The organism is Streptomyces sp. ISL-94 (genome assembly GCF_018614075.1).
In the GTDB taxonomy this organism is placed as follows: domain Bacteria; phylum Actinomycetota; class Actinomycetes; order Streptomycetales; family Streptomycetaceae; genus Streptomyces.
In genome coordinates this window covers 1-23,882 of the sequence record NZ_JAGGOZ010000066.1, presented here as the reverse complement: position 1 = coordinate 23,882, position 23,882 = coordinate 1, and the positions used below count along the sequence as shown (strand labels likewise).

Sequence of the window (23,882 nt, the reverse complement as noted above, 5' to 3'; positions counted from 1 at the left end):
CAGGCCCGGCCCGCGCACGGCTGAAGAGGTCTTCAGGTGGCTTCAGGTGGGCTTCAGGATCCTCTCGGCATGCTCTGCAACGAGCCGGGTGCCGTGCCTGGTGGTGTATGAGGAGTCCCGGTATGTCTGAGTCTTTGCCGCCGTCCGAGCAGCCCGAGAACACCCCGGAAGCCGGCGCGCGCACGCGCGTGAACCTGGGGCGCCTGGTGCCCCGGCGCAAGGGCGCCCGCTGGGCGGCGCTGGGCGCGGCCGTGGTGATCGCCGGCGGTGCGGCGGTGGCGGTTGCCGTGGCGGTGGACGGGCATGACGACCGGAGAGTGGTCGGGGGTCCCCGCTTCGCCTGGTCCGACTCCGGCCCCGAGGGCGGGAAGCGGGGCCCCGGGGGCCGCGGTGACGAGCACCGGGTCCGGAAGTCCGGTGACGGTCACCTCAAGGACTTGAAGGCCTTGAAGGAGGCGCGGGAGACGGGCCCGAAGCCGCGCGACGGTGAACGCGGCCCCGGAGGCCCGGCGAAGACGCTGCCGGCGCCCGCGCCCCTGCCGTCGCCGGCCATCGGCCAGGCGGCCGAGAAGGCGGCCGCGGCGGTGGACGGCGGCAAGGTCGAGAGCATCCGGGTGATCGCGCAGGAGGGCGGCGGCAGCGCCTGGCTGGCCGTGGTGCTCGGACCGGACGGAGTCCGCCACAGGGTCACGGTGTCCGGCACGGACGGCACCGTCACCGGCAACACCCCTGTCAACGCGGTCCGATAGCACCGCAGGCCGCAGCCCACCACCTACGGCATCGCCTCCAGCCGCTCCCGGTGCGGCAACGGAAACGCGGGTGACAGGGCACGGTCCCGTCTCTTACCGTGCCGGTGTCGACGTCCGCACCGGGGGAAGGGGCCGGAGCATCGCATCGAACCCCGCACCCCGCGGAGAGCGGAGCCCGCTCCGGCGCAACAAGGACTTCAACGTCTTCTGGCTCGGCCAGGCGCTGTCCGTCCTCGGCGGCTCCGTCTCGCTGCTCGCGCTCCCGCTGCTGGTCCTCGAAGCCACCGGCTCCGTCGTGCAACTGGGCCTGATCACCGTCGTCTCCGGGGCCACCGCCATCGGCACGGGGCTGTTCGCCGGGTACGTGGCGGACCGGGTGGACCGCCGCCGGCTGATGATCGTCTGCGATCTGGCGCGGGCGGTGCTGCTCGGCGCGGTGCCGGTCGTGTGGTGGGCCGGGGGCCCGCGGATCTGGCTGCTGTACGTACTGACCGCACTGGCCACCGTACTGAAGACGCTCTTCGACGTGGCCTACGTGACGGCCGTGCCGACCCTGGTCCGCACCGGGGACCTCACCGCCGCCAACGGACGGCTGATGGGAACCTTCGCCCTCGGGACCCTCCTCGGGCCGGTCGCGGCCGGGTTCATCACCACCGCGGTCGGCCCGGACTGGGCCCTCGGCGTGGACGGGGCGACCTTCCTCGTCTCCGCCGCCAGCCTGGGGTGGGTGAGGTTCCGGCGGCCCGCCGAGGGCGGCGCGGCTCCGGCGCGGCCGGGGGCGGGGGCGGGGGCGCGGGTGCTGCGGGACGTGTTCGTGGTGGGCTTCCGCTTCCTGTGGACGCATGCGCTGCTGCGCCCGCTGACGGTGCTGCTCACCCTGCTGACCTTCGTCACCATGGGCGCCGTCGACCTGTTGATCTACCACGTCCGCAGCGACCTGGACCGGGACGCCGCCACCCTCGGCTACGTGATCGCCCTCAGCGGGATCGGCGTGGTCGCCGCGGCCCTCGGCGCCGGGAGGCTGCGCCGGACCCTCGGCTTCGGACCCTGCTGGCTGGCGTCCGTCACGCTGATCGGCGTCGCGGTGGCGGGGATCGGCGTCAGCGGCAGTGTGCCGGTGATCGCCGTGTTCGCCGCCGTGTTCATGTTCGGGACGACCCTGGCCGGTGTGTCCAGCATGACCTTGCGCCAGGAGGTGACCCCCGACCACCTGCTCGGCCGGGTCACCTCCGCATTCTGGACGGTGCACAACGCGTCGGGCCCCGTCGGTGCGGCCGTGCTCACGGTGCTGGCCGCCCGCCACGGGGTCCCGGCGGTCAGCGTGGCCGGCGGGGCGTTCTGCCTGCTGATCGTCGGCGCCGGGCTCCTGACGCCGCTGCGCGCCGCCCGCAAGGACGCCCCCGGCGTGGACCGCCGTGTCAAGGCCGGCGAGGAGGCCGCCCGGAGGCAGTAGCGGAGGGGCGGTGGACCTTCTGTACCGCCCCCCGCGACTGGCAACTGCTCAGGTTCGTCGTGTGGGCGGACGCCGTCCCGCAGGACGAGGACGCCACCGAGCGGTACCAGGTGCTCTACCTGTCCGCGCCCGGCCTGGCAGACCTGCCGAACGGCCTCCACCCGTAGTCCCGTTGAACCCATTGGACCCATTGGACCCGTGGGACCCGTTGACTCGGGTCGGTGCGGTCAGAAGCGGTTCGGCCCGGCCGGGAACGGCAGCGGACGCGACGGAGAGGACGGCGACAGCGACTCGCGCCGCTCCGTACCGCCCGCCGGATTCTGGCAGGTCACGTCCTCGGCGGGCAGCTGCCCCGTCGTCAGGTACGTGTTGACCGGGGCGTTGGCGCAGGAGTTCGGGTCGGCGAGGTACACGCCGTGCCCCTCACCGCCGGCCGCCAGTACCATCCGCGAGCCCTTGAGCGCCCGGTGCAGGCCCTGACCGCTGGTGAGCGGGGTCTGCGAGTCCCATTCGTTCTGCACGGTCAGCACGTTCGCCCACGTCCTCATCGGGGTGGCCGCCTCGACCGGCCGCTGCCAGAAGGCGCACGGCTTGATGTTGGACGCGAAGTCCCCGTACAGCGGGTACCTGACCTTGTCCTTCGCCGCGTCCCGCTCGTACTGCTCGGTGTAGCGGGGCCAGGTGCCGGTGTCCCCGCACACCACGGCCCAGAACACGGCCGTGCCGTTGTCCGAGGCGGGCTCGGCGGCCGGGGCGCCGGAGAGCAGCTTCTTGGCCTCCGCCACGGCCGGGCCCGCGGGCAGCGGCTTGCCCTCGGCGGCCGCCTTGAGAGCCGCCACCATCGGAGTCGCCTGCGCCGGATAGAAGAACACCGCCCGCGCGGCACGGATGTTGTCGCCCGTCACCTTCTGCCCGTCGAGGTCGATCGGGTCCCGGTCCGCCCGCGCCACCAGCCCCCAGAACGTGTCGGACACGGCCTTCGGGGTGTCGCCCAGTCCGTACTCGCCCGACCGCTCGGCCGCCCACTGCGTCCACCGCGCGTAGGCGGGCTCGGCCTCCGTGGCCCAGACCTGGAGCATGCCGCGCCAGATCCGCTGCGGGTCCACGCCGCTGTCGAGTACGAAGCGGTCGGTCCGCTCCGGGAACATCTGCGAGTACACCGCGCCCAGGTAGGTCCCGTACGAGTAGCCCAGGTACGAGAGCTTGCGCTCACCCAGCGCCGTACGGATCGTGTCCATGTCGCGCGCCGTGTTGCGTGTGGTGATGTACGGCAGCACCGAGCCGGCCTTCTCGCGGCACTTGTCGGCGACCGAACGCGCCCACGCCACATCGGAGGGGAAGCTCTCCGGGCGGTACGGCCGGTCGATGTTCTGCTCGCTGTCGGTCAGCCCGCAGGTGATCGGGGTACTGGCGCCGACCCCGCGCGGGTCGAAGCCGATGAGGTCGTACTGCTCCCGTACGTCCTTCGGCATCAACTCGTTCATCATCAGGGGCAGATCGAGCCCGGAACCGCCCGGACCGCCGGGGTTGAGCAGCATGGCGCCGTGCCGTTTGGCGGGGTTCTCGCTCTTTATCCGGGATATGGCGAGGTCGATCGTGCGCCCCTCCGGACGCCGGTAGTCGAGCGGGACCTTCAGCGTGGCGCACTCGTAAGAGGCCGGCTGGTCGGGACTGCAGCGGTGCCAGGCGGGCTTCTGCCGCAGGTGGTCCGCGACCGGGGCGGCGGAGACCCCCGTTGCGGTCAGCAGGGGCACGGTGCTGGCGATGAGTCCGGCGGCGGCGAGCAGCGGTGCGAAACGTTTCAGGCGCACGGGCCGTTCCTTTCGGTGAAGTCGCTTACCCGCTCACCTTGTTGCACGCGGCGCCGGGGCGAATCATCCCGAAGGCCGGGCCTTGTGCGTCTCACGAATGAGCCGATATCCGGACAACTGGCCGACACGCCGCCGCAACGCGGCGTGCGGCCGAAGGTGAGCAGAAGCAATGCGACCCCCCTGCACCCCCTAGAGCGGGTGACCGGCGTGACCGGTGTGACCGGTGTGACCGGCGTGTTCCGTGGAGGAGTCCAGGGAGCCTCCGAGACGGAGGCGAAGGGTGTCAAGGGCTTCGGGGGGCTGGGCGGTGACGACCCATCGGTCGCCGACCAGGTAGCTGCCGCCGTACGTACGGGCCTCGGCGAGCCAGGACCGCCGGCCCTCGGCGGCGGCGAAGGTGACCATGCGGAAGGCGCCCTGCCCGGTCTGGCATCCGCCCTGGCGCAACTCGTCGGCCTGGACGCTCACCTCGGCGGTGCAGCCGATGGCGGCGGCGATCTCCTCGATCGAGGCCGATGGTGTCCGGGGCGCCGGGTGCCCGGCGCAGCCGCCGCTCAGCAGGGCGGCGGCGCACACGGCGATGGCGGGAAGGGTCCGGCGGGCTGGGCGGTCGGGCGACGGCCGTGGCATGGCGTCCTCACTGGATGGGCTGATCGGGGTGTGGCCGTGGTGCCCGGTGGGGAGAGTCCGGGCACCACGGGTCTGTAGGGGCCGGGGCCGGGTCGGTCCTAGCCGACCGCCTTCGCCTTCTTTCCCTTGTCGGTGACGGCGAACCAAAGGCCTTGCTTGTTGTGCCCGTTGATATCGCCGGGCTCCTTGTCGCCCGTGAACAAATAGACCGGCCAGCAGTCGATCGTCAATTGCTCCGAGCCGTCCGGACGCTTTACCGAGCCGACCAGTTCGGCGGCGATCCCCGACACCTTTGTCCGGTCGACGGGCTGTGCGGGCTTCCACGTGTCCAGGCAGGCATCGAGGCAGCCGAATTTCATCGGCCAGGCACTGTCCTTGTCGAAGCGGTAAAGTGTCCGGCCCTCAGCGTCCGCGAGGATCGGGCCGAGCTGCGCATTCTGCCGGACGGAAAGCGCAACGCCCTTCTCCGCCTCCTGCGCCGGCTTCTTGGCCGCGGCCGCCGGCTTTCCGTCGGCGCCCAGCACGTGCCACGTTCCGCTGACGCCCTCACCCAGGGCGTCACCCGCCTTCACGTCCTTCGCGTAGCGGTACACGGGCCACCCCGCGAGGGTCAGCTGCCGGGTGCCGTCGGCCCGCGCGACGGAACCGAGCAGGCCCGCGTCGATCCCCTCGCCCGCCGTGGCATCGTCCGCCGCCACGACGGGCCAGGCCTGGGCGCAGTCCCCCTCGCAGTTGGACTTCGGGGGCTTGGCCGTGTCCTTGTCGAACCGGTAGAGGGTGAAGCCCGCCCCGTCGGTGACCGCGCCGCCCAGGCCCGGGAGCTCCGCCACCTTCAGCTGCCCGGCCGGAGCGTTCTTCCCCGCTTCGCCCGCGGTGGCCGTGCCCGGGTCGCTTCCGTACCCCGTACCCGAGCCGGTATCCGCTTCCGAGCCGTACGCAGAGCCGTATCCCGAGCCGAGTTTCTTGCTGTCGCTCACCGGTTGGACCGCATTGCTCTTTCCCGGGGATTCGCCGCCGAGACCGCATCCGGCTGTCAGCAGGAGCGCCGCGACCGCCGACCCGGCGAATATCCCGCGATGCATTCTCTTCATGATCTCTCTCCTTTGGATTCGGTCCCGCGATGTCGTGTGCCCTCGGCTATTCATACGGGCCTCGGGAGAGCGGAAGTTCATATCCCTCGGAATTTGTCAGATCGCGCCAAGAATGAACGCGGAGGCGGTCCGCGGCCGTGCACCGGCCCGGCTCATTCCTGGATCCGCAGCGCCAGGGCCGGGCAGCGCCGGATGGCGCGCAGCGCCTTCGGCCGCAGCCGCCCCGGCACCGGCATGGAGGCCTGGGCCGGATAGCCGTCCGCGTCGAGCCGTACGACATCGGGAAGGATGTCCACGCACAACCCGTGCCCCTTGCACAGGGTCCAGTCCACGACCAGCCGCTCCGGACTCTCGTCCCGCGGCAGCGGCAGCGCCCCGAGCACCCGCCGGCCGCACCCGCTGCCGAGGGCATGGTCGTGGAACTCGTCGGGGAAGGCGGCCAGCGCCGAGGCCACGAAGTGCGAGGTGCCGTCCGGATGGCTGCACGCACCGCGGCCGCGGACCGCCCCCAGCCGCGCCTCCACCGCCTCCAGGGCCGCCCGGCCGCCGCCTCTGACGGCGTCCTCCAGTACGTCGGCCAGCGCGGGCAGCCCCCGCACGCAGGGACCGCACTGGCCCGCCGACTCCTTCGCCATCCACCGGGTCACCCGCGCCACCTCGCCGGCCGGACAGGTGTCCTCGGGCAGGGGCAGCACCGCCCCGGCCCCCAACACCGCGCCGAGGGACGCCAAGGACTGCCGGGACACCTGCGCGGAGCGCGCGGACCCCGCGTCCAGCCACCTGCCGTGGTAGCCGCCGACCAGCACACCCTGGCCGGGATCGGTGCCGCACAGCTCCAGGACGTACGCCAGCGAGGCCCCGGTCGGCGTCTCGACCACCGTGGACCCGGCAATGGTCAGCAGCACGGTGCCCGGCTCGGCCGGCAGGCCCGTCCCGCGGAACTCCGGCGCGCCCAGCCGTGCGGCGACGGCGAGCTGCGCGTACGTCTCGGTGTTCGACAGGAGGGTCGGCACACCCCCCAGGCCCCGCTCGCTGGTCCGCACCTTCTGTCCGGACGGCAGCGCCGCCCCGCCGTTCAGCCCGCTGACGAGGGCGGTGCCCTCCCCGGTCACGAAGCGCTCGGGAAGCCTCGTCACGCGCACCCGGCGGCCGGCCGGGCCGCGCTCGGCGACGGCGTCCCGTACCGACTGCTCCACGTCCGCCCGGGTGACGGCCACCACCACGTCCTCGGCGCAGAGCGCGGCGGCGGCCAGCAGGGCCCCGTCGAGGACCAGATGCGGTACGTGCAGCAGCAGCGCGGTGTCTTTCAGACAACTCGGCTCGCCCTCACTGCCGTTGACGACGACGGCAGTGGGGGCGTCCCGTCCCCGGGCGGAGCGGGTGACGGCCCGCAGCTTCCGCGCGAAGGGGAAGCCGGCCCCGCCGCGGCCCCGCAGGTCGATGTCGTCCGCGAGGCCGACGAGTTCGTCGGGGCGGTACCGGGGCAGCGTGCCGTGCACGGCCAGATGGGCGGCGCGGTCGAGGCGCGGGGCCCGGTCGAGTCCGGCCAGCAGTCTGGGGGCGCCCACGCAGCCGAGGCCGGGGCGCGGCTCGCCGGTCACATCCACCGCTCTCGGGTGGCGGGCTGCCGGTCGGAGCCGCCCGGCGCGTACGCGGCGGCGTACGGGGGGCGTTCCGGCCGCGGCGGCGGCACCGGCCCTACGGATACGGTCCTCCGCGGAACCGTGCCCGTGCCCGTCCGCGAACCCGAACCCGGGCGCGGCCGTGGCCGCGCCCGCGTGGCCGCCGGAGCAGGCGAGGGGCGCGAACGAGCGCCGTGCATCCGCGACTTCAGGCGGATCGCGAGCACGGTGGCGACGCCGACCAGGCACAGGGCGTAGGCCGCCGTCACCCAGAGGGCGGCCGGCCGCCCCGCCTTGAGCCCGTGTACCAGGGACGCCCCCCACGCCGGGTAGGCGCCGATGTGCAGGGCCCGCCACCACAGGGAGCGACTCTTGGTGGCGAACACACTGCGCACCGCGCCGGATACGGCCACGGACACGAAGAGGTACCCGGCCAGTGTTCCGAGGCCGATGAGGACCGGTTGCTCTCCGTCTGCGAAGGGCACGACGGCAGCGGCCGCGGTCGTCCGCTGCTGCGCGACCTTGACCCAGATGTGCAGGGCCAGGAAGCCCAGCCCCGCCATGGCCAGGCCCCGGTGCACGCCTTGGGCGAGCAGCCGGTGGCCCGGACCGAGCAGCACCCGGTCGGTGGCCACCAGCCCCCACAGGACGGTGGCGGTGAGTGAGACGAGGGAGAGTACGCCCGCTCCGTAGTCGAGGAAGTCCCATAGGTGGGTCAGGGCGCCCGCGCGGGCGGCGACGATGACGGAGGCGAGGGCCGCGGCGGCGACCGGAGCCGCGGGCGCGGGAAGACTCCCGCGGCGGGCCCGGTGCGAGCGCGGTATGTGCAGCTGGGGCAGGGGCATCCAGATCTCCTGTGCACCTGGGTGCCGAGCATTCCAGCGGGCGCTCGGCACCCGGGGGTCGTTGACGGTCGTGCCCGGCAGCGCTGTGAAATTCCTGCGCCGGCCGAGGTGCTTGGGGCCGGAGTGCAGCAGCATCGTGGAGCCGCACGGCCCCTCCACAGGATTTATCGAAACGTGATAATTTCTCGCACCGCGTCTCCGGCGCATCGAACAACCCCGGAAGATTCCCCTCCAGTGGAGGTTGCGACTGGCCACCGCGCTGCCCGCGGCCTACGCGTCCCCGACCGCAAAAACAAGGCAAAACCGCGGGACCGCAGGGGGTCGGTCCCCTCCAGGAGGTAGTACGAGGGATGCAACTCACTCGTCGAACACGGCAGTTGGCGAGAGAAGCGCCCTCGGCAGGCCTGTCGCTCCCGCACCGGGCAGGCCTCACCCCGGCACGAACGAGGAAACGATGTGCGAACTTCTGAACCGCATCTGGTCCCGCCCACGCGGAGAGTGGACCCGCGTCCTGCGAAGGGAACTCCCCGCGCTGGCCGCCGAGATAGTGGAGGAGCTTCTGCATGGAATTCCGGGATTTTCCACGCTTATCGATGACAACGATGCCATCGATGACGAATTGCTCAGACAGCGAGTGGAAGAGGCTCTTCTCGCCGCTCTCGGCTACCGCGAGGCCCCGGCCGAACGGGACGGACGCGGCAGCCACTCGGACAAGGAACAGGAGCAACACCTGCCATCACATGCAGCACAGACAGCACAGACAGCACAAGGACGACGAGGGCGGCAAGGACGACAGGGGCCGCAGGCGTTGAAAGCCCTGCCGCCACCCACAGATCCCGAGGCGGAGGCCGAGGTGGAGGCGGAAGCCGGGGCCGGGGCCGGGGGCGCGGACCACGGAAGCCGGGCGCGCCAGGAGCTCTTCAAGGCGCTCACCGACGACCGGGCCTCATCCGAGAGCTCCCTCACGGAGCTCGCCGAGGCGGCCGGCTGGCCCCTCCCGGCCTCCGTACGGGCCATCGCCCCGGCCACGCCCGGTGAGACCCACCAGCTGGCGACCGTGCTGGACGACGCCCTCGGCGGCATGTTCGGCGGCCGGCCGTGCCTGCTGGTGCCGAGCCCGGATCCGGACACCAGGGCCGCGCTCGAACTCCCCCTGCGCGGCCGGTTCGCGGCGGTCGGCCACGCGGTCCCGCTGCGGGACACCGCCTCCTCACTGCGCTGGGCGCTGCGCCTGCTCGCGCTGACGCCCGCCCGCCCGGGCGGCCTGGACACCCGTGCCGTCTTCGTCGACGACCACCTCTCGACCCTGCTCCTGCTCCAGGACGAGCCGCTGGCCCACGCGTTGGCCGCCCGGTGGCTGCGGCCGCTGGCAGACCTGACCCCCCGCCAGAGCGAGCGGCTGGAAGTGACCCTGCTGGCCTGGCTGGAGGGCGGCGGCGCCCCCGAGGCGGCCAAGGCCCTGAGCGTGCATCCGCAGACGGTCCGCTACCGCATGCGGCAGCTGGAGAAACTCTTCGGACCCGGACTGCGGGACCCGCGCACCCGGTTCGAGCTGGAGATGGCCCTGCGCAGCCGCCGGCTGATGGCCCAGGTACGGCGTCAGCACTCGCGGGTGGGTCGCAGGACGGCCCGTGTCGTCACCGCGGACTTCACCCCCGTGGTCGTCGGGCGGATGGCGCGCGTCAACGGCCTGTGAGCCACGGCCGGACGGCTGTCGGCCCGGTCCCGTCACCACGGGGCCGGGCCGCTTTCACTCACGAGCGCGCTTACGAGGCGCGCTTACGAGGCGCGCTCACGAGGCGCGCTCACGAGGCCCGTTCACGAAGGCCGCTGACGGGCAGCGCTCAGGCAGCGGCAGCCGGGCCGGGCCCCGCAGCCGCCCCGCGCAGCGTGGAGTTGAGATCGATCAGCTCCGCGTACGCCCGTGCGCACGGCCCGCACGCCGCCAGGTGCACGGCGAGCCCGCGCGGCGGGTGCGTACGGGCGGCGCGCCGCACCGCCGAGCCGAGCATGCCGCTGTAGTGGCCGCACCGGCCGTCCGCCACGGTGTCCAGATGGGCGCGGAGATACGCCTCGCGCAGTCCTTCCCGAGCCCGGAAGGCCAGCGAGGTCACCGCGCTGGGGCTGATGCCCAGCAGTGCGGCGACCTGGTGCGGCGGGTCCTCCTCGACGAGGGTGTGCCACAGGACGGCCTGCCAGCGCGGCGGCAGCGTGTGGAAGGAACGCACGACGAGCCGGCGGTCCTCGCCCGCGAGCAGCCGGGACTGCGGGTCTCCGCCGGTGCCCGCCTGCTGACACCAGGCGTCGAAGTCCGCAGTCAGAAGGGTGCGGCCCTCACCGTCCCGCCACTGCATGGCGGTATGGCGCACGACGGCCAGCAGGTACGCCCGCCAGGGCCCCCGGGGGCCGGCGCCGGAGCGGACGGCCTGCAGGGTCCGCAGGAAGGCCTCCGATACGAGGTCCTCCGCGTCCTGGGGGGTCCGGCAGCAGGTGCGCGCGTACGCGAGGGCCGCCCGCCGGTGGCGCCGGTAGAGGAGGTCGCACACGGCCGGGTCCGCGGTGCCCGCGCCGAACCCCCTCCTGAGCCGGCGGGTGAGTTCCCCGTCGGTGTCTGCGGATGTACGAGAGCCGGACATGGGACTCCTCGCAGGGTCGTTCGGGACCGGGCCGGCCCGGCCACAGCTGTGCGGTGTCGGCCCGAAGCCGGCTTCGGGCCAACACCTGTCCCGGGCGGGCGCGAGGGGTGGGGGAGGGGTGCGCCGCGCCCGGGAGTACTGGGGGTGGGGGAGATCCGCAGGGACCGCCGCGGGTGTCAGCGGCAGGCGCGCCCGCCGTTGATGCAGTCGACGGCGGTGGCCATCAGGCCGTTCGACATGACGTTGATGAAGTCGTCGTGGTCCGTCACCGGTTTGTGCAGCTGCTCCGGGAAGCTGTCGACGGCGAACCGGGCGCCCGGTGCGATGCCGTAGGTGATCCGCTGCACCAGTTGCGGAACGGCGGTGAAGCCCTTCGCGCAGCGGCCGCTGCGGTCCGGGAAGGCCACGTGCGTACGGTGGTTGGCGCTGTCGGTGTTCCGGCCGTCCCAGCAGCTCTGGAAGGTGAAGGTGCGCACCACGTCACTGCCCTTGGGGCAGATCGGGTACTTGTCCTTCAGCTGGCGGTCCTCGAAGCCGGTGCAGCTCCACGAGGCGTTGGCGTTCGCCGTGCCGTTGGTGAAGGCCTTGGCGTCGCCGGTGATGATGCGCAGGAAGCGGGGCATCGCCGTGACCTTGCCGACGGGGCTGCCCTTGAAGGTGATCGTGACCTGCTTGGGCCGCAGGATGGTGCCGACGTTCGCGTCCAGCCCGCCGCCGGGCGCCTTGGCGTCCTTCTCCGCCTGGCCGTCGCGCAGCCGGACCACGGGCCAGTAGTAGCTGGACTGGTCGCCGTTGCCGCAGGTGGTGCCGGCCTTGGCGAGGCTGTCGTTGGTGGAGAAGGCGTCGGTGGACTTGTTGCCCACGTAGTCGTGCATGTGGTGGGCGCCGTTGGAGACGCCGGGCGCGACGATCACATTGTCGGGGTTGGAGTGGCCGTTCTCGTTGCGGCCGCACCGCGAGCTGAAGGAACCGGTGGAGGCACCGGCGGCCGGTGCGGGGGTGCGTACGTTCGGCCGGACCTTGGTGATGGAGACGAAGTCGCTCCGCGCCGGGCCGGCCTTGCCCCCGATGCTGCGGGCGGAGTCCGGATCGGCCGCCGCGGCGTCGTCCTGCGCGGACGCCTGCTTCATCTGGCATCCGGCGAGGGTCTTGAGTTCCTCGGGCCGGTCCGCGGACCGGGCAATCGCATCGGACATCCGGGTGATGGTCTGCTCGCGCTGCCCCTGGAGTCCGCCGAGGAGGGCGTCGCCGCGCGCCTCGCCGGCGGCGAGCCGCCGGTAGGCCTCGGCCACCTGTACGTCGAGCTCGGCGAGGCTCTCGTCGACCTCGGACCGGGCCTGGTCGGGTACGGCCGTGAGCCGGTCGCCCACGTCGGGACAGTCGATGGTGGCCGTCACCTGAGCCGTACGGTCCTGCTCCTGGCCCGCGTTGGCGTTGCCGGCGACGACGGCGACTCCGCCACCGCCCAGGACCAGAGCGGCGACCGTGGCCAGCAGCCGCTTCGACAACCAGGGGCGTTTATGGCCCTTTTCACTCATGCGATCACTTCACTTCACTTCGTCGGACGGACGGGGGAGGGGACGGAACGGGGGCTGGGGTCGCGTCGGAGAGGGCGTCGAAGTCGACCAGCCCGCTGTCCTCCAGGACCGTGATGTGGTCCAGGACGGTGGTGTTGGCGGAGGTGGCGAGGGCGCGGACCATGGAGTTGCGTGTCTGTGCCCGTACTTGCGCGAGCAGCGCGAACACCTTTCCGTGCGCGCGGCGCAGCAGCTGGATGAACAGCCGCTCGTATTCGTCGCCCTTGGCCCGGGTCAATTGGCTCAGCCAGTCCTGCTGTTGCGCGGAGGGCTGGTTGGGCAGGTCGATGCCGAGGGCCTGGCCGGCCTGGATGACCTGCCGGTCCAGTTCGGTATGGCCCTCGACGAGGTGCTCCCCGGCCGTACGGATCGCGGCGCGCGTGCCGCGCTGCTGGGCCTGCCGGCCGGCGGGCAGCTCCCACAGCCCGGCGAGCCGTACCTTGCGGACGAAGTCGCGGTCCGCGGGGGTGAGCGGACCGTACGCCGTACTGAGGATCCCGGCGCCGTCGTCCTCGGCCGCCGGCCGCCCGGCCGCGGCCGCGGTCCGGCCGCCGAAATTGTCCACCGGGATCAGCAGGGCGATCAGCGTGACGGCCAGGGCGGTGATGACGAAGCCGCTTCCGATCGTGTATCTCGCGGCCATCGACAGGCTGTTGATGGACCTCCGCCGGAATGACAGCACAGTGCCTCCTTGCTCCGTGGGCCGGGAGGGTGGCGGGGCAGGGGGGCCGCACGCGCCGTGCGGGGCACACCCGCGTTCCCGGGGTGTCACGGGACGCTAGTGCCCCTTGCGGTGCCGTAGCGGGAGGGCCATCACTATTGGATAAACATCCGGGCGACCACTCGAAAGACTGATATCTTGCCGCGCCCCACGCGCGGACGGCGCCCTACGTGCGGACGCCGGCCCACGTGCGGACGCCGGCCCACGTGCGGACGCCGGCCTACGCGCGGACGGCGCCCTACGTGCGGACCGCGGCCTACGTGCGGACCGCGGCCTACGTGCGGACCGCGGCCTACGCGCGGACTGCCGCCGGGCCGGTCGGCCAGGGCCGACCGAAGGGCCGCGGCCGTCTCCTCCGGCTCCGGGGCGCTGACAGAGATGCGGGCGTACGGCGACGGCGGCCGCAGATCGACCCGGACCACCCGTAGGTGCCGGGCACGGATGGCGACGAAGTCCTGACCCGTGGCGTGCCGCCAGGTCCCCAGACACAGCACGGAGGGCACGAGCGTGCCCCGGGCCCGCCTGCCGCGCAGCGGGCGCCACCAGTCCGTGACGACGGCGACCTCGGCCACGGCCGCCAAGGGGACGCGCGGACCCTTCTGCCGGGCCGCGATCTTCTCCCACCAGGACAGGCGTACCGCGAGCAGACCGCCGTCGACGGACAGCCGTGCCATGTCAGCCTCCCGAGGGCGGGGGAATGGTTCCTCTTCTGGTGATATGCCCCGATTCATTGACTTAAGGCGCGTAACACGCTGTTAACACAGTCGGATATCGCGAATCATTGACGGTCGGCAGATTAGCGAGATACTTGCTCCACTCCCCCTGCTGCCCCGAGATTGAGGTGCCGCCCCATGGAGCTGTCCCCGTCCGCCCATGCCGACACGTTCTGCCGTGACCGGCTCCCGCCCTTCCCGCTCTGGCCCGAACTGCACTTCGACCTACCGGAGTTGCACTACCCCGACCGGCTCAACTGCGCCGCGCGGATCCTCGACGACACCGTCCTCCGCTGGGGGGCCGACCGGCCCTGCCTGCTGACTCCCACAGACCGGTGGACCTACGGTGACCTGCTGGAACGTGCCAATCAGGTCGCCCACGTGCTCACCGAGGACTTCGGCCTCGTCCCGGGCAACCGCGTGCTGCTGCGCGGCCCCAACAACCCGTGGCTGGTGGCCGCCTGGTTCGGCGTCCTGAAGGCCGGCGGCGTCGCCGTCACCACCATGCCGCTGCTCCGTGCCGGGGAGCTCGCACAGCTGGGCGAGATCAGCCGGCCCACCGTCGCCGTGTGCGACCACCGCTACCTCGACGAGCTCACCGCCGCCGCCGGCACTACCGGCCCTGCCGTGCTGGCCTACGGAGGTCCCGGCGAGGAGGACCTCGTCGCGCGCTGCGCCGCGAAGGACGGCCGGTTCGCCACCGTCGCCACCGCGGCGGACGACGTCGCCCTGATCGCCTTCACCTCGGGCACGACCGGCCGGCCGAAGGCCACCCTGCACTTCCACCGGGACGTCCTGGCCAACGCCGACACCTTCTCCCGCCACGTCCTGCGCCCCCGCCCGGACGACGTCTTCACCGGCACCCCGCCCCTCGCCTTCACTTTCGGACTCGGCGGACTCGTGGTCTTCCCGCTGTACGCGGGCGCGGCCACCCTGCTGATCGAGCAGGCCGCCCCGCGGCAGCTGGCCGACCTCGTGGCGGAGCACGGAGTCACCGTGCTCTTCACGGCGCCCACCGCCTACCGGGCGATCATGGCGGCCGGCGCGGTGCACCGGCTGGCCGGCCTGCGCCGCTGCGTGTCCGCCGGAGAAGCGCTGCCCGCGGCCGTGTGGGAGGAGTTCCACGCCGCCACCGGACTCGGCATCATCGACGGCATCGGCGCCACCGAGATGCTCCACGTGTTCATCTCGGCCTCCGACGGCGACATACGGCCCGGCTCCACGGGCAGGCCGGTCCCCGGATACCGGGCCCGCGTCGTCGACGAAGAGGGCGAGCCCGTTCCGGACGGGCAGCCCGGACTCCTCGCCGTCACCGGCCCCACGGGCTGCCGGTACATGGAGGATCCGCGCCAGAGCGTGTACGTCAGGAACGGCTGGAACATCACCGGCGACACCTACGTCCGGGACGCGGACGGGTACTTCTGGTACGTGGCCCGGAGCGACGACATGATCGTCTCCTCCGGGTACAACATCGCCGGCCCCGAGGTGGAGAAGGCACTCGCCACCCACCCCTACGTCGAGGAATGCGGCGTCGTCGGGGCCCCGGACGACAAGCGCGGCATGGTCGTCAAGGCGTACGTGATCCTGCGCCCGGGTGTCGCGTCCGACGCGGCGACGGTCAAGGAGCTCCAGGACCACGTCAAGCGGACCGTAGCGCCCTACAAGTACCCGCGCGCCGTCGAGTTCGTCACCGATCTCCCGCGCACGAGCAACGGAAAGCTCCAGCGTGCCGAGCTGCGCAAGCGCGCCCACGCCCAGGCCCCCTCCCACGCCCCCGCGCACGCCGACGCCCCCGCCGGATAGCCCTCACCCTCACCCTCACCCCTCGCCGGCCGAACGAAAGACACCATCATGGACATCTCCCGCCCGCGGCAGGCGCCTTCCGCACCGACCGACAGCTGCGCCGCCGGATGCCCCGAAGCCCTGGCGCAGAACCTGCCCGGCGTCGTCATCGAGCGGCGCGTCGAATGGCCCGACACGGACGCGGCCGGCCACTACCACCACTCCACCGTGGTGCGCTGGGTCGAGGCGGCCGAGGCCGTCCTGCTGCGGCGACTGGGTCTGGCCCACCTCTTCGGCAGCACCCCCCGCGTCCGCTTCGAAGCCGACTACCGGGCCCGGCTGTGGTTCGGCGAGACCGTCCGCACCGAACTGGCGGTCGTCAAGGTCGGAACCAGCTCCCTGCACTACGCCTTCACCGTCCGCGGCGAGGGGGAGGAGCCGGCCGCCACCGGGCGCATGGTCATCGCCCACTCGGCGGCGCGTGCCACGGGATCCACGCCCTGGCCCGATGACGTGCGGGAGGTCCTCACCAAGGCCGGTCCGCAGGCCCCCGAGCTGTTCGCGTGACCCGAGGCGATGCCCCATCCCAGCAAATATGCTGCATTCTTGACGATCGCCAAATGTGCAGCATAATCTGCTGTCCGGAACCACAAGGAGGAACACCGTGCGTGTAGCAGTCATCGGAGGAGGGCCCGGCGGGTTGTACTTCGCCGCCCTGGCCCAGCAGCTCTCACCGGACTGGGAGATCACGCTCTGGGAGCGCAACGCCCGCGACGACGCCTTCGGCTTCGGCGTCGTCTTCTCCGACGAGACGCTGGACGGCATCGCCCAGGCCGACCCCGCCGTGTTCGCGGCCATGTCCGCGGAGTTCGCCCGGTGGAGCGACATCGATGTCCGCTACGGCGGCGAGGTCCATGTCTCCGGTGGCCACGGCTTCGCCGCCCTGGACCGCAACCGGCTGCGGGAGATCCTGCAGAACCGCTGCGCCGAGCTCGGGGTGCGCGCGCACTACGGCACCGAGGCCCCGCCCGTGGAGGAGCTCTCGGCCGGCTACGACCTGGTGGTCGCCGCGGACGGGATCCGCTCCACGGCCCGCGACACCTACGCCGACAGCTTCCGCCCGGACCTGGACGAGCGCCACTGCCGCTACATGTGGCTGTCCACCGACCGCGTCTTCGAGGCGTTCACCTTCATCGTCGAGAAGCGGGACTTCGGCAGCATCCAGGTCCACGCCTACCCGTACGACGACCAGCGCAGCACCTTCATCGTGGAGATCGCGGAGGACGACTGGCGGCGGGCGGGCTTCGAGGCGCTCGCCGACCGGGAGTTCGCCCGGGGCGAGAGCGACGAGGCGAGCGTGCGGCGGTGCGAGGAGATCCTCGCCGACCACCTCGACGGCCACCGGCTGATCCCCAACGCCTCGAAGTGGATACGTTTCACGACCGTCCGCAACGCCTCCTGGCGCCACGGCAACGTCGTCCTGCTCGGCGACGCCGCCCACACCGCCCACTTCTCCATCGGCTCCGGCACCAAGCTCGCCATGGAGGACTCCCTGGCCCTGGCCGCCTGCCTGCACGAACACCCCGACGTCGGCTCGGCGCTCGCCGCCTACGAGGCCGAACGCCGGCCGGTGGTCGAATCCACCCAGCGCGCCGCCCAGGCCAGCCTCGAATGGTTCGAGAACGTCGGCCGCTACACGGCCCAGGAGCCCCCGCAGTTCGCCTTCAACCTCCTCACCCGCAGTCGTCGCGTCACCTACGACAACCTGCGGGTGCGCGACGAGGAGTTCACCAGAGCGGTCGACTCCTGGCACGCCGACGAGAGCGCCCTGACGGCCACCCGGCCCGGCGCCACCGCCGCCGGGGCCCCCACCGCCACCACCGTCCCGCCGATGTTCCGCCCGTTCCGGCTCGGCGGCCTGCGCCTGCGCAACCGTGTCGTCGTACCGCCCACCGCGCTGTACACCGCGCGGGACGGGGTACCGGGCGACTTCGAACTCGTCCACCTGAGCACCCAGGCCCTGGGCGGCAGCGGACTCGTCCTCGCCGGGATGACCGCGGTCAGCGCCGACGGCCGGGCCACCCGCGGCTGCCCCGGCCTGTACACGGACGGGCAGGAGGCCGCCTGGCGGCGCATCACCGACTTCGTGCACGGCCAGTCGGACACCTGCCTGGGCATCCAGCTCACCCACGCCGGCCGCCGCGCCGCGACCGGCGTGCCCAGAGCGGACGGCCGGGCCGTCCCGCTCGGGGCCGACGGGTGGCCGCTCGTCGCCGCCTCCCCGCTGGCCTGGGACGAGCACGCCGGGATCCCCCGGGAAGCGACACGCCAGGACATGGACGACATCGCACGCGACTTCACCACCGCCGCCGAACGCGCCCACCGTGCCGGTTTCGACGCCCTGGAACTGCAGTACGGCCACGGCCACTTGATGTCCGGCTTCCTCTCGCCGCTGACCAACGAGCGGACCGACGAGTACGGCGGCAGCCTCACCGGCCGGCTGCGCTTCCCCTTGGAGGTGCTGCGCGCGGTGCGAGCCGTCTGGCCCGAGGGCAAGGCGCTCGTGGTCCGCATCTCCGCCGCGGACTGGGCCGCCGGTGGCACCAGCGAGGCCGACGCGGTCGAGATCGCCCGCGCTCTGGGCGAGGCCGGCGCCGACGCGGTCGACGTGTCCACGGGCGAGGTCGTCGCCCATGAGCGGCCCCGGTACGGCCGCAGCTACCAGACGCCGTACGCCGACCTGATCCGCAACGCCACCGGGGTGCCCACCATCGCCGTCGGCGCGATCTCCACGTACGACGACGTGAACTCCGTCATCCTGGCCGGCCGGGCCGACCTGTGCGCCGTCGGCCGCGCCCAGCTCCACGACCCCCTGTGGACGCTGCACGCCGCGGCCGCCCAGGGCTACCGGGGCCCGGCGGCACCGTGGCCCGCCTCCTGGCGGGCCGGCAGCGGCCGCCCGCCGGCTGCGCGCACCGACCGCGTCCCGCCCCGCCTCCAGCTGCTCCGCGAGGCTTCCGCGCCCGTGCACCAGCGCTGGGTTCCGCACGTCCCCGCTGCCGCCGCCGCGGCCGCCCGCTGACCTGGAGAACCGATGGACAATCTGCCACGCTTCACCGCCGCGGCCGTGCAGGCGGCCCCCGTGTACCTCGACGCGGCGGCGACCGTCGACAAGGCGGTCGGGCTCATCGCACAGGCGGCCGCAGGCGGCGCCGGACTCGTCGTGTTCCCCGAGGTGTTCGTCCCCGGGTATCCGTACTGGAACTGGACGATGAACCCGGTGCAGGGCTCGCCCTGGTTCGAGCGCCTCTACCGCTCGGCCGTCGACGTCCCCGGCCCGTACGTGGACCAACTGCGCGCCACCGCCCGCCAGTACGGCGTGGTCCTCGTCATCGGCGTCAACGAGCGCGGTTCCCACAGCCTCGGCGTCCTCTACAACACCCTGCTCACCATCGGCCCCGACGGCGAACTCATCGGAGTGCACCGCAAACTGGTGCCCACCTGGGCCGAGAAGCTCACCTGGACCGGGGGAGACGGCAGTTCGCTCAAGGTCCACCACACCCCCGTCGGCCCGCTCGGCGCCCTCGCCTGCGGCGAGAACACCAACACCCTGGCCCGCTTCGCCCTCCTCGCCCAGGGCGAACTGGTCCACGCCTCCTGCTACATCGCCCTGCCCGTGGCACCGGCCGACTACGACATGGCGGACGCCATCGCCGTCCGCACCGCCGCCCACAGCTTCGAGGGCAAGGTCTTCTCCGTCGTCGCCTGCTCGACCGTCTCCCCGGAGATCGTGGACGCCATCGCGGGCGACGACGAGGAGCTGCGCAAACAGTTCACCCGTCCCCGCAGCGCCCTGTCCGGGATCTTCGGCCCCGACGGCCGCCCCGTCACCGAACCCCTCGTGGACGAAGAGGGCATCGTCTACGCCGAGATCGACCTGGCCCGGTGCATCCAGCCCAAGCAGATGCACGACATCGTCGGCCACTACAACCGCTTCGACGTCTTCCAGCTCCACGTCGACAACCGCCCCCGCACCCCGGTGACCTTCGCGACGGACCCGGCGCACAGCGCGGCACCCCTCTCCACCGACATCACCCACACCACCGACATCACCCACACCACCGGCATCGCAGACATCACAGGCATCACCAAGGAGGACGCATGACCACCGAGTACGACGACAGCCGGCTGGGCCGCGCGCGCGTATCCGAATCGCCCGAACTCACCGCTTTCTACGGCGAACTCGCCCAGCTCGAAGCAGGCGCGCTGTGGACCGTGGCCAACGACATCGAGCCCTGGTACCCGCAGCCCAAGTCCGTCCCCGTGCTCTGGCGCTACAGCGAACTGCGGCCCCTGGTCCGCAAGGCCCTGGACCTGGTCAAGGCCGACGACGCCGGCCGCCGCGTGGTCATGCTCGTCAACCCGGGCCGCAAGGACGTCAGCGCCGCCGTCGGACTCCTCTACACCGGCCTGCAGATCATGGGCCCCGGCGAGGCCATGACCGCCCACCGCCACCAGGCCGCCGCCCTGCGCTTCGTCCACGAGGGCACGGGCGCCTGGACGATCGTCGACGGCCAGAAGCTGAAGGTCGGCCCCGGAGACTTCGCCATCACCCCGAACGGCACCTGGCACGAGCACGGCAACGAAGCCGACGACGCCCCCGTCATCTGGCAGGACGGACTCGACATCCCGCTGGTCAACGCCCTGGACGCCGGGTTCTACGAGGTCCACCCCGAGCTGTACCAGACCCCCGGAAAGGTCATCAACTCCTCGGTCCTGACGTACGGCGCGAACCTCCTTCCGTACGGCGTGGAGAAGTGGACCCGGCCCTACTCGCCGCTGCTCGCCTTCCCCTGGGAGCCCACCTACGAGGCCCTGCTGAACCTGGCCGAGGCCACCGAGGGCTCCCCGTACGACGGCGTGATCGCGGAGTACACCAACCCGCTCACCGGCGGCTCGGTCATGCCCACCATGGGCGCCCACATGCAGCTCCTGCGGCCCGGCCAGGCCACCTCGGCCCACCGGCACACCGGCTCGGTCATCTACACCGCGGCCAAGGGGCGCGGCGTCTCGGTGATCGCCGGACAGCGCTTCGAGTGGCAGCAGGGCGACATGTTCTGCGTGCCCTCCTGGGCCTGGCACGAGCACGAGAACCTCGACCGGTCCGAGGACGCCTGCCTCTTCTCCTTCAACGACTTCCCCGTCATGCGCTCGCTCGGCTTCCACCGCGAAGAGGCGTACACCGACAACGGCGGGCACCAGCCCACCGCCTGAAGCACCCCTCACCCCTCACCTCTCACCCCTTCACCCTTCACCTGCAAGGAGCACCCACCCATGCGGCTGGTCAGCTACACCCACGACGGTCCGCCCCTCCGCCTCGGGGCACACGCCGACGACCTCGTCGTCGACCTCGCCACCCTGGCCGGCCTGGCCGGCGAACCGCTGCCCCTGGACCTCCTGTCGTTCATCCGGGCGGGCGCCCCCGCCCGGGACACCGCGCGACGCCTGCTGGCCGGCGGCCCCGCGGCGTGGCCGGCCGAGGCCGTGCACCGGATCGAGGAGGTGGCGTTCGCGGCCCCGCTGCGCCCCGGGAAGATCATCGGAGTCGGACTGAACTACGTCGAGCACGTGGAGGAGTCCAGCCGCAGCCTGGACACCGACAAGGAGCGGCCCCCGCGCCCCGTGCTCTTCAGCAAGCCCGCCACGGCCGTCACCGGCCCGGGACAGCCGATCCTGCACAACGCCGACCTCACCACCCAGCTGGACTGGGAGTGCGAACTCGCCGTCGTCATCGGCCGCACCGCCTTCCGGGTGAGCGAGGAGGACGCGTACGACCACATCTTCGGCTACAGCATCGTCAACGACATCAGCGCCCGCGACCAGCGCCGCTCGGGCCAGTGGTTCTTCTCCAAGGGCCAGGACTCCTACGCCCCCTTCGGCCCCGCAGTCGTCACGGCCGACGAGATCCCCGACCCCATGGCCCTCGACCTCTCCCTGCGCGTCAACGGGGTCACCAAGCAGAAGTCCAACACCCGGCACATGCTCTTCCCCATCGCCCGCCTCATCGCCGACATCTCCTCCGGCGTCACCCTCGAACCCGGTGACGTCATCGCCACCGGGTCGCCCGCGGGCGTCGGGGCCGGCATGGTCCCGCCCGAGTTCCTGCACCCCGGTGACACCGTCGAGGCCACCGTCGAAGGCATCGGCACCCTCACCAACCCCGTCGTCGACGCCCGCTGCGCCCGCTGAGGAGCGAAACATGTCCGCCCGTACCCCCCGTACCTACCGCATCGGCCAGATCGTGCCGAGCTCCAACGTCACGATGGAGACCGAGGTGCCGGCGATCCTGCGCGCCCGGGAATCCGTCGCCCCGGAGCGCTTCACCTTCCACTCCAGCCGGATGCGCATGACCCATGTGACCCCGGAGCAGCTCAAGGCCATGGACGCCGACTCCGACCGGTGCGCCGTCGAGCTCTCCGACGCCCGCGTGGACGTACTCGGCTACGCCTGCCTCGTCGCCATCATGAGCATGGGCTTCGGCTACCACCGCACGTCCGAGGAGCGCCTGCACACCCGTACCGTCGAGAACGGCGCCGCCGCCCCCGTCGTCACCAGCGCCGGAGCCCTCGTCCACGGCCTGCACACCATCGGAGCGAAGAAGATCGCCCTGATCGCCCCCTACATGCGGCCGCTGACGAAGACGGTCGTCGACTACCTCACCAATGAGGGCATCGAGGTCCTCGACTACGAGGCCCTGGAGATCCCCGACAACCTCGACGTCGCCGCCCACGACCCGGCCCGGCTCCCGGGGCTCGCCCGGGCGCTGGACCACGCCGACGCCGACGCCGTCGTGCTCTCCGCCTGTGTCCAGATGCCCTCGCTGGGCGCCATCGAGGAGGCCGAACAGCTCCTCGGCAAGCCCGTCGTCTCGGCCGCGGTGTGCACGGCCCACCAGATGCTGCGCGCCCTGGACCTGCCGGCCGTGGCCCCCGGAGCGGGCCACCTCCTGTCGGGCGCCTATGCGCAGTGACGGCACGGCGCCACCCGTCGTCGCGCCCCCGGGGCCCCGCACCCCGGACCTGGACCGTGCCCCGCCCGCACGGCTCGGTAGGATCGCGACCGCACACGACGGAAGGCGATCATGGCGGACAGTCCCCTCAGGCCCAGCTCGTTGATCAACACGGTCTACGGGGCGTTCCTGCGCCGCCTCGGCGGCTGGATCTCGGTCGCCGACCTGATCACCCTGATGTCCGAACTGGACGTCGACGGCCCGGCGGCGCGCTCGGCGATCTCCCGCCTGAAGAAGAAGGCCGTCCTCGAGGCGGAGCGCCGCGGTGCCACGGGCTACCGGCTGAGCCCGGCCGTGCGGCCCGTCTTCGACGAGGGCGACCGGCGCATCTTCGGCAGCCTGGAACCGGCGCGGCTGAGCGACGGCTGGGCGATGGCCGTCTTCTCCGTGCCGGAGTCCGAGCGGTCCTACCGCTACCAGCTGCGCACCCGGCTGACCTGGCTCGGCTTCGGGAACATCGCTCCGGGCGTGTGGCTGGCCCCCGGCCGGCTGCTCGACGACGCCCGCGACATGCTCATACGGCGCGGACTCAGCGACTACGTGCATCTGTTCGCCGCTGACTACGCCGCCTTCAGCGACCTGCCCGGAACGGTCAGCTCGTGGTGGGACTTCCCGGCGATCCAGGAGCAGTACGCCACCTTCACCCATGCGTACGGGTCCGTCGCCGAAGGTCTCGCGCAGCAGCGCGAGATCGACGGCGGCGAGGCCTTCCGCCACTACGTCCCGATGCTCACCCAATGGCGCCGGCTGCCCTACCTGGACCCCGGTCTGCCCAGCGAGCTGCTCCCCGCGGACTGGAACGCGGTCGCCGCGCGCCGGATCTTCCAGCAGCTGCACGACGTGCTCGCCGAGCCGAGCCTGCTGCACGTACGGCAGGTCACCGGCCTGGACGAGGCGACGCCCGAGTCCTAGACCGTGTCGTCCGGGGCGACCGCATCGTGCGGGGCGACCGGTGCGGCTACGGCGTCGCGGGGTGGTGCAGGCGGCGCCAGTACCCTGCAAGGTCGCCGACGGCCGTGGTCACCGAGTCCAGGGCCATCGTCGTACGGGAGTCCCGGTCGTAGCGGTCCCAGCGCGGCATGGGGGCGTGGTGGGGGTCGCCGGTGCGGATGAAGGAGATCCAGGACGCGTGCATCGTCGCGGCGAGGCCGTCACGGACGTAGGGGTTGGGAGTTGTTGTTGT

20 protein-coding genes and 1 pseudogene are annotated in these 23,882 nt (G+C 72.2%); 11 read left to right on the top strand and 10 right to left on the bottom strand.

Annotated elements, in window-relative coordinates; all coding sequences use genetic code 11:
* The first annotated feature begins 122 nt into the window (after positions 1-122).
* A complete protein-coding gene (locus J7E94_RS21100) occupies positions 123-749 on the top strand; it encodes a hypothetical protein (RefSeq protein WP_215017694.1) in 627 nt (208 codons plus the stop codon).
* A 70-nt stretch (positions 750-819) separates the two neighbouring features.
* Complete coding sequence (locus J7E94_RS21095) at positions 820-2,202, top strand: MFS transporter (RefSeq protein ID WP_308345404.1); 1,383 nt, start codon at positions 820-822, stop codon at positions 2,200-2,202.
* A 227-nt stretch (positions 2,203-2,429) separates the two neighbouring features.
* On the opposite strand, the gene J7E94_RS21090 is transcribed toward J7E94_RS21095, so the two are convergent.
* The 5 genes from J7E94_RS21090 to J7E94_RS21070 form a co-directional block, all read right to left on the bottom strand.
* Entirely contained in the window at positions 2,430-4,013 is a 1,584-nt protein-coding gene (locus J7E94_RS21090; protein ID WP_215017692.1) for an alpha/beta hydrolase, read from the bottom strand.
* A gap of 189 nt (positions 4,014-4,202) precedes the next feature.
* Positions 4,203-4,643, bottom strand: a complete 441-nt coding sequence (locus tag J7E94_RS21085) for a hypothetical protein (RefSeq protein WP_215017690.1) — start codon at positions 4,641-4,643, stop codon at positions 4,203-4,205.
* Between the two features lie 98 nt (positions 4,644-4,741).
* Complete coding sequence (locus J7E94_RS21080; protein WP_215017688.1) at positions 4,742-5,734, bottom strand: SCO0930 family lipoprotein; 993 nt, start codon at positions 5,732-5,734, stop codon at positions 4,742-4,744.
* A 152-nt stretch (positions 5,735-5,886) separates the two neighbouring features.
* Positions 5,887-7,341, bottom strand: a complete 1,455-nt coding sequence (locus tag J7E94_RS21075; RefSeq protein ID WP_308345403.1) for an NADH-ubiquinone oxidoreductase-F iron-sulfur binding region domain-containing protein — start codon at positions 7,339-7,341, stop codon at positions 5,887-5,889.
* A complete protein-coding gene (locus J7E94_RS21070) occupies positions 7,332-8,201 on the bottom strand; it encodes a hypothetical protein (protein ID WP_215017686.1) in 870 nt (289 codons plus the stop codon). Before J7E94_RS21070 ends, J7E94_RS21075 begins: the two co-directional genes overlap by 10 nt.
* Before the next feature lie 853 nt (positions 8,202-9,054).
* Here J7E94_RS21070 and J7E94_RS21065 point away from each other — a divergent pair.
* Positions 9,055-9,897, top strand: a complete 843-nt coding sequence (locus J7E94_RS21065; RefSeq protein WP_308345402.1) for a helix-turn-helix domain-containing protein — start codon at positions 9,055-9,057, stop codon at positions 9,895-9,897.
* Between the two features lie 148 nt (positions 9,898-10,045).
* Here J7E94_RS21065 and J7E94_RS21060 read toward each other — a convergent pair whose 3' ends face one another.
* The 4 genes from J7E94_RS21060 to J7E94_RS21045 all read right to left on the bottom strand — a co-directional run bounded on the left by J7E94_RS21060 (position 10,046) and on the right by J7E94_RS21045 (position 13,809).
* Positions 10,046-10,837 (bottom strand): RNA polymerase sigma factor, encoded by a 792-nt coding sequence (locus tag J7E94_RS21060; protein WP_215017682.1) that lies wholly within the window; start codon positions 10,835-10,837, stop codon positions 10,046-10,048.
* A gap of 176 nt (positions 10,838-11,013) precedes the next feature.
* Positions 11,014-12,375: a DUF1996 domain-containing protein gene (locus J7E94_RS21055; RefSeq protein WP_215017680.1), complete on the bottom strand. Its 1,362-nt coding sequence runs from the start codon at positions 12,373-12,375 to the stop codon at positions 11,014-11,016.
* Positions 12,376-12,379: 4 nt separating this feature from the next.
* A complete protein-coding gene (locus J7E94_RS21050) occupies positions 12,380-13,096 on the bottom strand; it encodes a DUF4142 domain-containing protein (RefSeq protein ID WP_308345401.1) in 717 nt (238 codons plus the stop codon).
* A 134-nt stretch (positions 13,097-13,230) separates the two neighbouring features.
* A complete protein-coding gene (locus tag J7E94_RS21045; protein WP_215017678.1) occupies positions 13,231-13,809 on the bottom strand; it encodes a hypothetical protein in 579 nt (192 codons plus the stop codon).
* 177 nt (positions 13,810-13,986) lie between these two features.
* Between J7E94_RS21045 and J7E94_RS21040 the strand changes: the two genes are divergently transcribed.
* From J7E94_RS21040 to J7E94_RS21005, 8 genes are all read left to right on the top strand, one after another.
* Complete coding sequence (locus tag J7E94_RS21040) at positions 13,987-15,651, top strand: AMP-binding protein (RefSeq protein WP_215017676.1); 1,665 nt, start codon at positions 13,987-13,989, stop codon at positions 15,649-15,651.
* Positions 15,652-15,699: 48 nt separating this feature from the next.
* Complete coding sequence (locus J7E94_RS21035; RefSeq protein ID WP_215017674.1) at positions 15,700-16,197, top strand: thioesterase family protein; 498 nt, start codon at positions 15,700-15,702, stop codon at positions 16,195-16,197.
* Between the two features lie 97 nt (positions 16,198-16,294).
* Positions 16,295-18,712, top strand: coding sequence for a bifunctional salicylyl-CoA 5-hydroxylase/oxidoreductase (locus J7E94_RS21030; RefSeq protein WP_215017672.1), 2,418 nt, complete (start codon positions 16,295-16,297; stop codon positions 18,710-18,712).
* Positions 18,713-18,724: 12 nt separating this feature from the next.
* Positions 18,725-19,795, top strand: coding sequence for a carbon-nitrogen hydrolase family protein (locus J7E94_RS21025; protein WP_215017670.1), 1,071 nt, complete (start codon positions 18,725-18,727; stop codon positions 19,793-19,795).
* Positions 19,792-20,904, top strand: coding sequence for a cupin domain-containing protein (locus J7E94_RS21020; RefSeq protein ID WP_215017669.1), 1,113 nt, complete (start codon positions 19,792-19,794; stop codon positions 20,902-20,904). Before J7E94_RS21025 ends, J7E94_RS21020 begins: the two co-directional genes overlap by 4 nt.
* Positions 20,905-20,964: 60 nt before the next feature.
* Positions 20,965-21,879 carry a fumarylacetoacetate hydrolase family protein gene (locus tag J7E94_RS21015; RefSeq protein WP_215017667.1) on the top strand — a complete coding sequence of 305 codons (915 nt, stop codon included), beginning with the start codon at positions 20,965-20,967 and terminating at the stop codon, positions 21,877-21,879.
* Positions 21,880-21,889: 10 nt separating this feature from the next.
* Complete coding sequence (locus J7E94_RS21010; RefSeq protein ID WP_285440806.1) at positions 21,890-22,660, top strand: Asp/Glu racemase; 771 nt, start codon at positions 21,890-21,892, stop codon at positions 22,658-22,660.
* 111 nt (positions 22,661-22,771) lie between these two features.
* Complete coding sequence (locus J7E94_RS21005; protein ID WP_215017665.1) at positions 22,772-23,611, top strand: PaaX family transcriptional regulator C-terminal domain-containing protein; 840 nt, start codon at positions 22,772-22,774, stop codon at positions 23,609-23,611.
* 46 nt (positions 23,612-23,657) lie between these two features.
* On the opposite strand, the pseudogene J7E94_RS21000 reads toward J7E94_RS21005, so the two are convergent.
* Positions 23,658-23,882, bottom strand: a pseudogene (locus tag J7E94_RS21000) (hypothetical protein); the annotation flags it as partial.

Excerpts from the sequence above, each read along its gene's own strand:
- J7E94_RS21100 (WP_215017694.1), top strand. The coding sequence starts at position 123 with ATGTCTGAGTCTTTGCCGCCGTCCGAGCAGCCCGAGAACACCCCGGAA.
- J7E94_RS21085 (WP_215017690.1), bottom strand. The coding sequence starts at position 4,643 with ATGCCACGGCCGTCGCCCGACCGCCCAGCCCGCCGGACCCTTCCCGCC.
- J7E94_RS21080 (WP_215017688.1), bottom strand. The coding sequence starts at position 5,734 with ATGAAGAGAATGCATCGCGGGATATTCGCCGGGTCGGCGGTCGCGGCG.
- J7E94_RS21070 (WP_215017686.1), bottom strand. The coding sequence starts at position 8,201 with ATGCCCCTGCCCCAGCTGCACATACCGCGCTCGCACCGGGCCCGCCGC.
- J7E94_RS21060 (WP_215017682.1), bottom strand. The coding sequence starts at position 10,837 with ATGTCCGGCTCTCGTACATCCGCAGACACCGACGGGGAACTCACCCGC.
- J7E94_RS21055 (WP_215017680.1), bottom strand. The coding sequence starts at position 12,375 with ATGAGTGAAAAGGGCCATAAACGCCCCTGGTTGTCGAAGCGGCTGCTG.
- J7E94_RS21045 (WP_215017678.1), bottom strand. The coding sequence starts at position 13,809 with ATGGCACGGCTGTCCGTCGACGGCGGTCTGCTCGCGGTACGCCTGTCC.
- J7E94_RS21040 (WP_215017676.1), top strand. The coding sequence starts at position 13,987 with ATGGAGCTGTCCCCGTCCGCCCATGCCGACACGTTCTGCCGTGACCGG.
- J7E94_RS21035 (WP_215017674.1), top strand. The coding sequence starts at position 15,700 with ATGGACATCTCCCGCCCGCGGCAGGCGCCTTCCGCACCGACCGACAGC.
- J7E94_RS21025 (WP_215017670.1), top strand. The coding sequence starts at position 18,725 with ATGGACAATCTGCCACGCTTCACCGCCGCGGCCGTGCAGGCGGCCCCC.
- J7E94_RS21020 (WP_215017669.1), top strand. The coding sequence starts at position 19,792 with ATGACCACCGAGTACGACGACAGCCGGCTGGGCCGCGCGCGCGTATCC.
- J7E94_RS21015 (WP_215017667.1), top strand. The coding sequence starts at position 20,965 with ATGCGGCTGGTCAGCTACACCCACGACGGTCCGCCCCTCCGCCTCGGG.
- J7E94_RS21010 (WP_285440806.1), top strand. The coding sequence starts at position 21,890 with ATGTCCGCCCGTACCCCCCGTACCTACCGCATCGGCCAGATCGTGCCG.
- J7E94_RS21005 (WP_215017665.1), top strand. The coding sequence starts at position 22,772 with ATGGCGGACAGTCCCCTCAGGCCCAGCTCGTTGATCAACACGGTCTAC.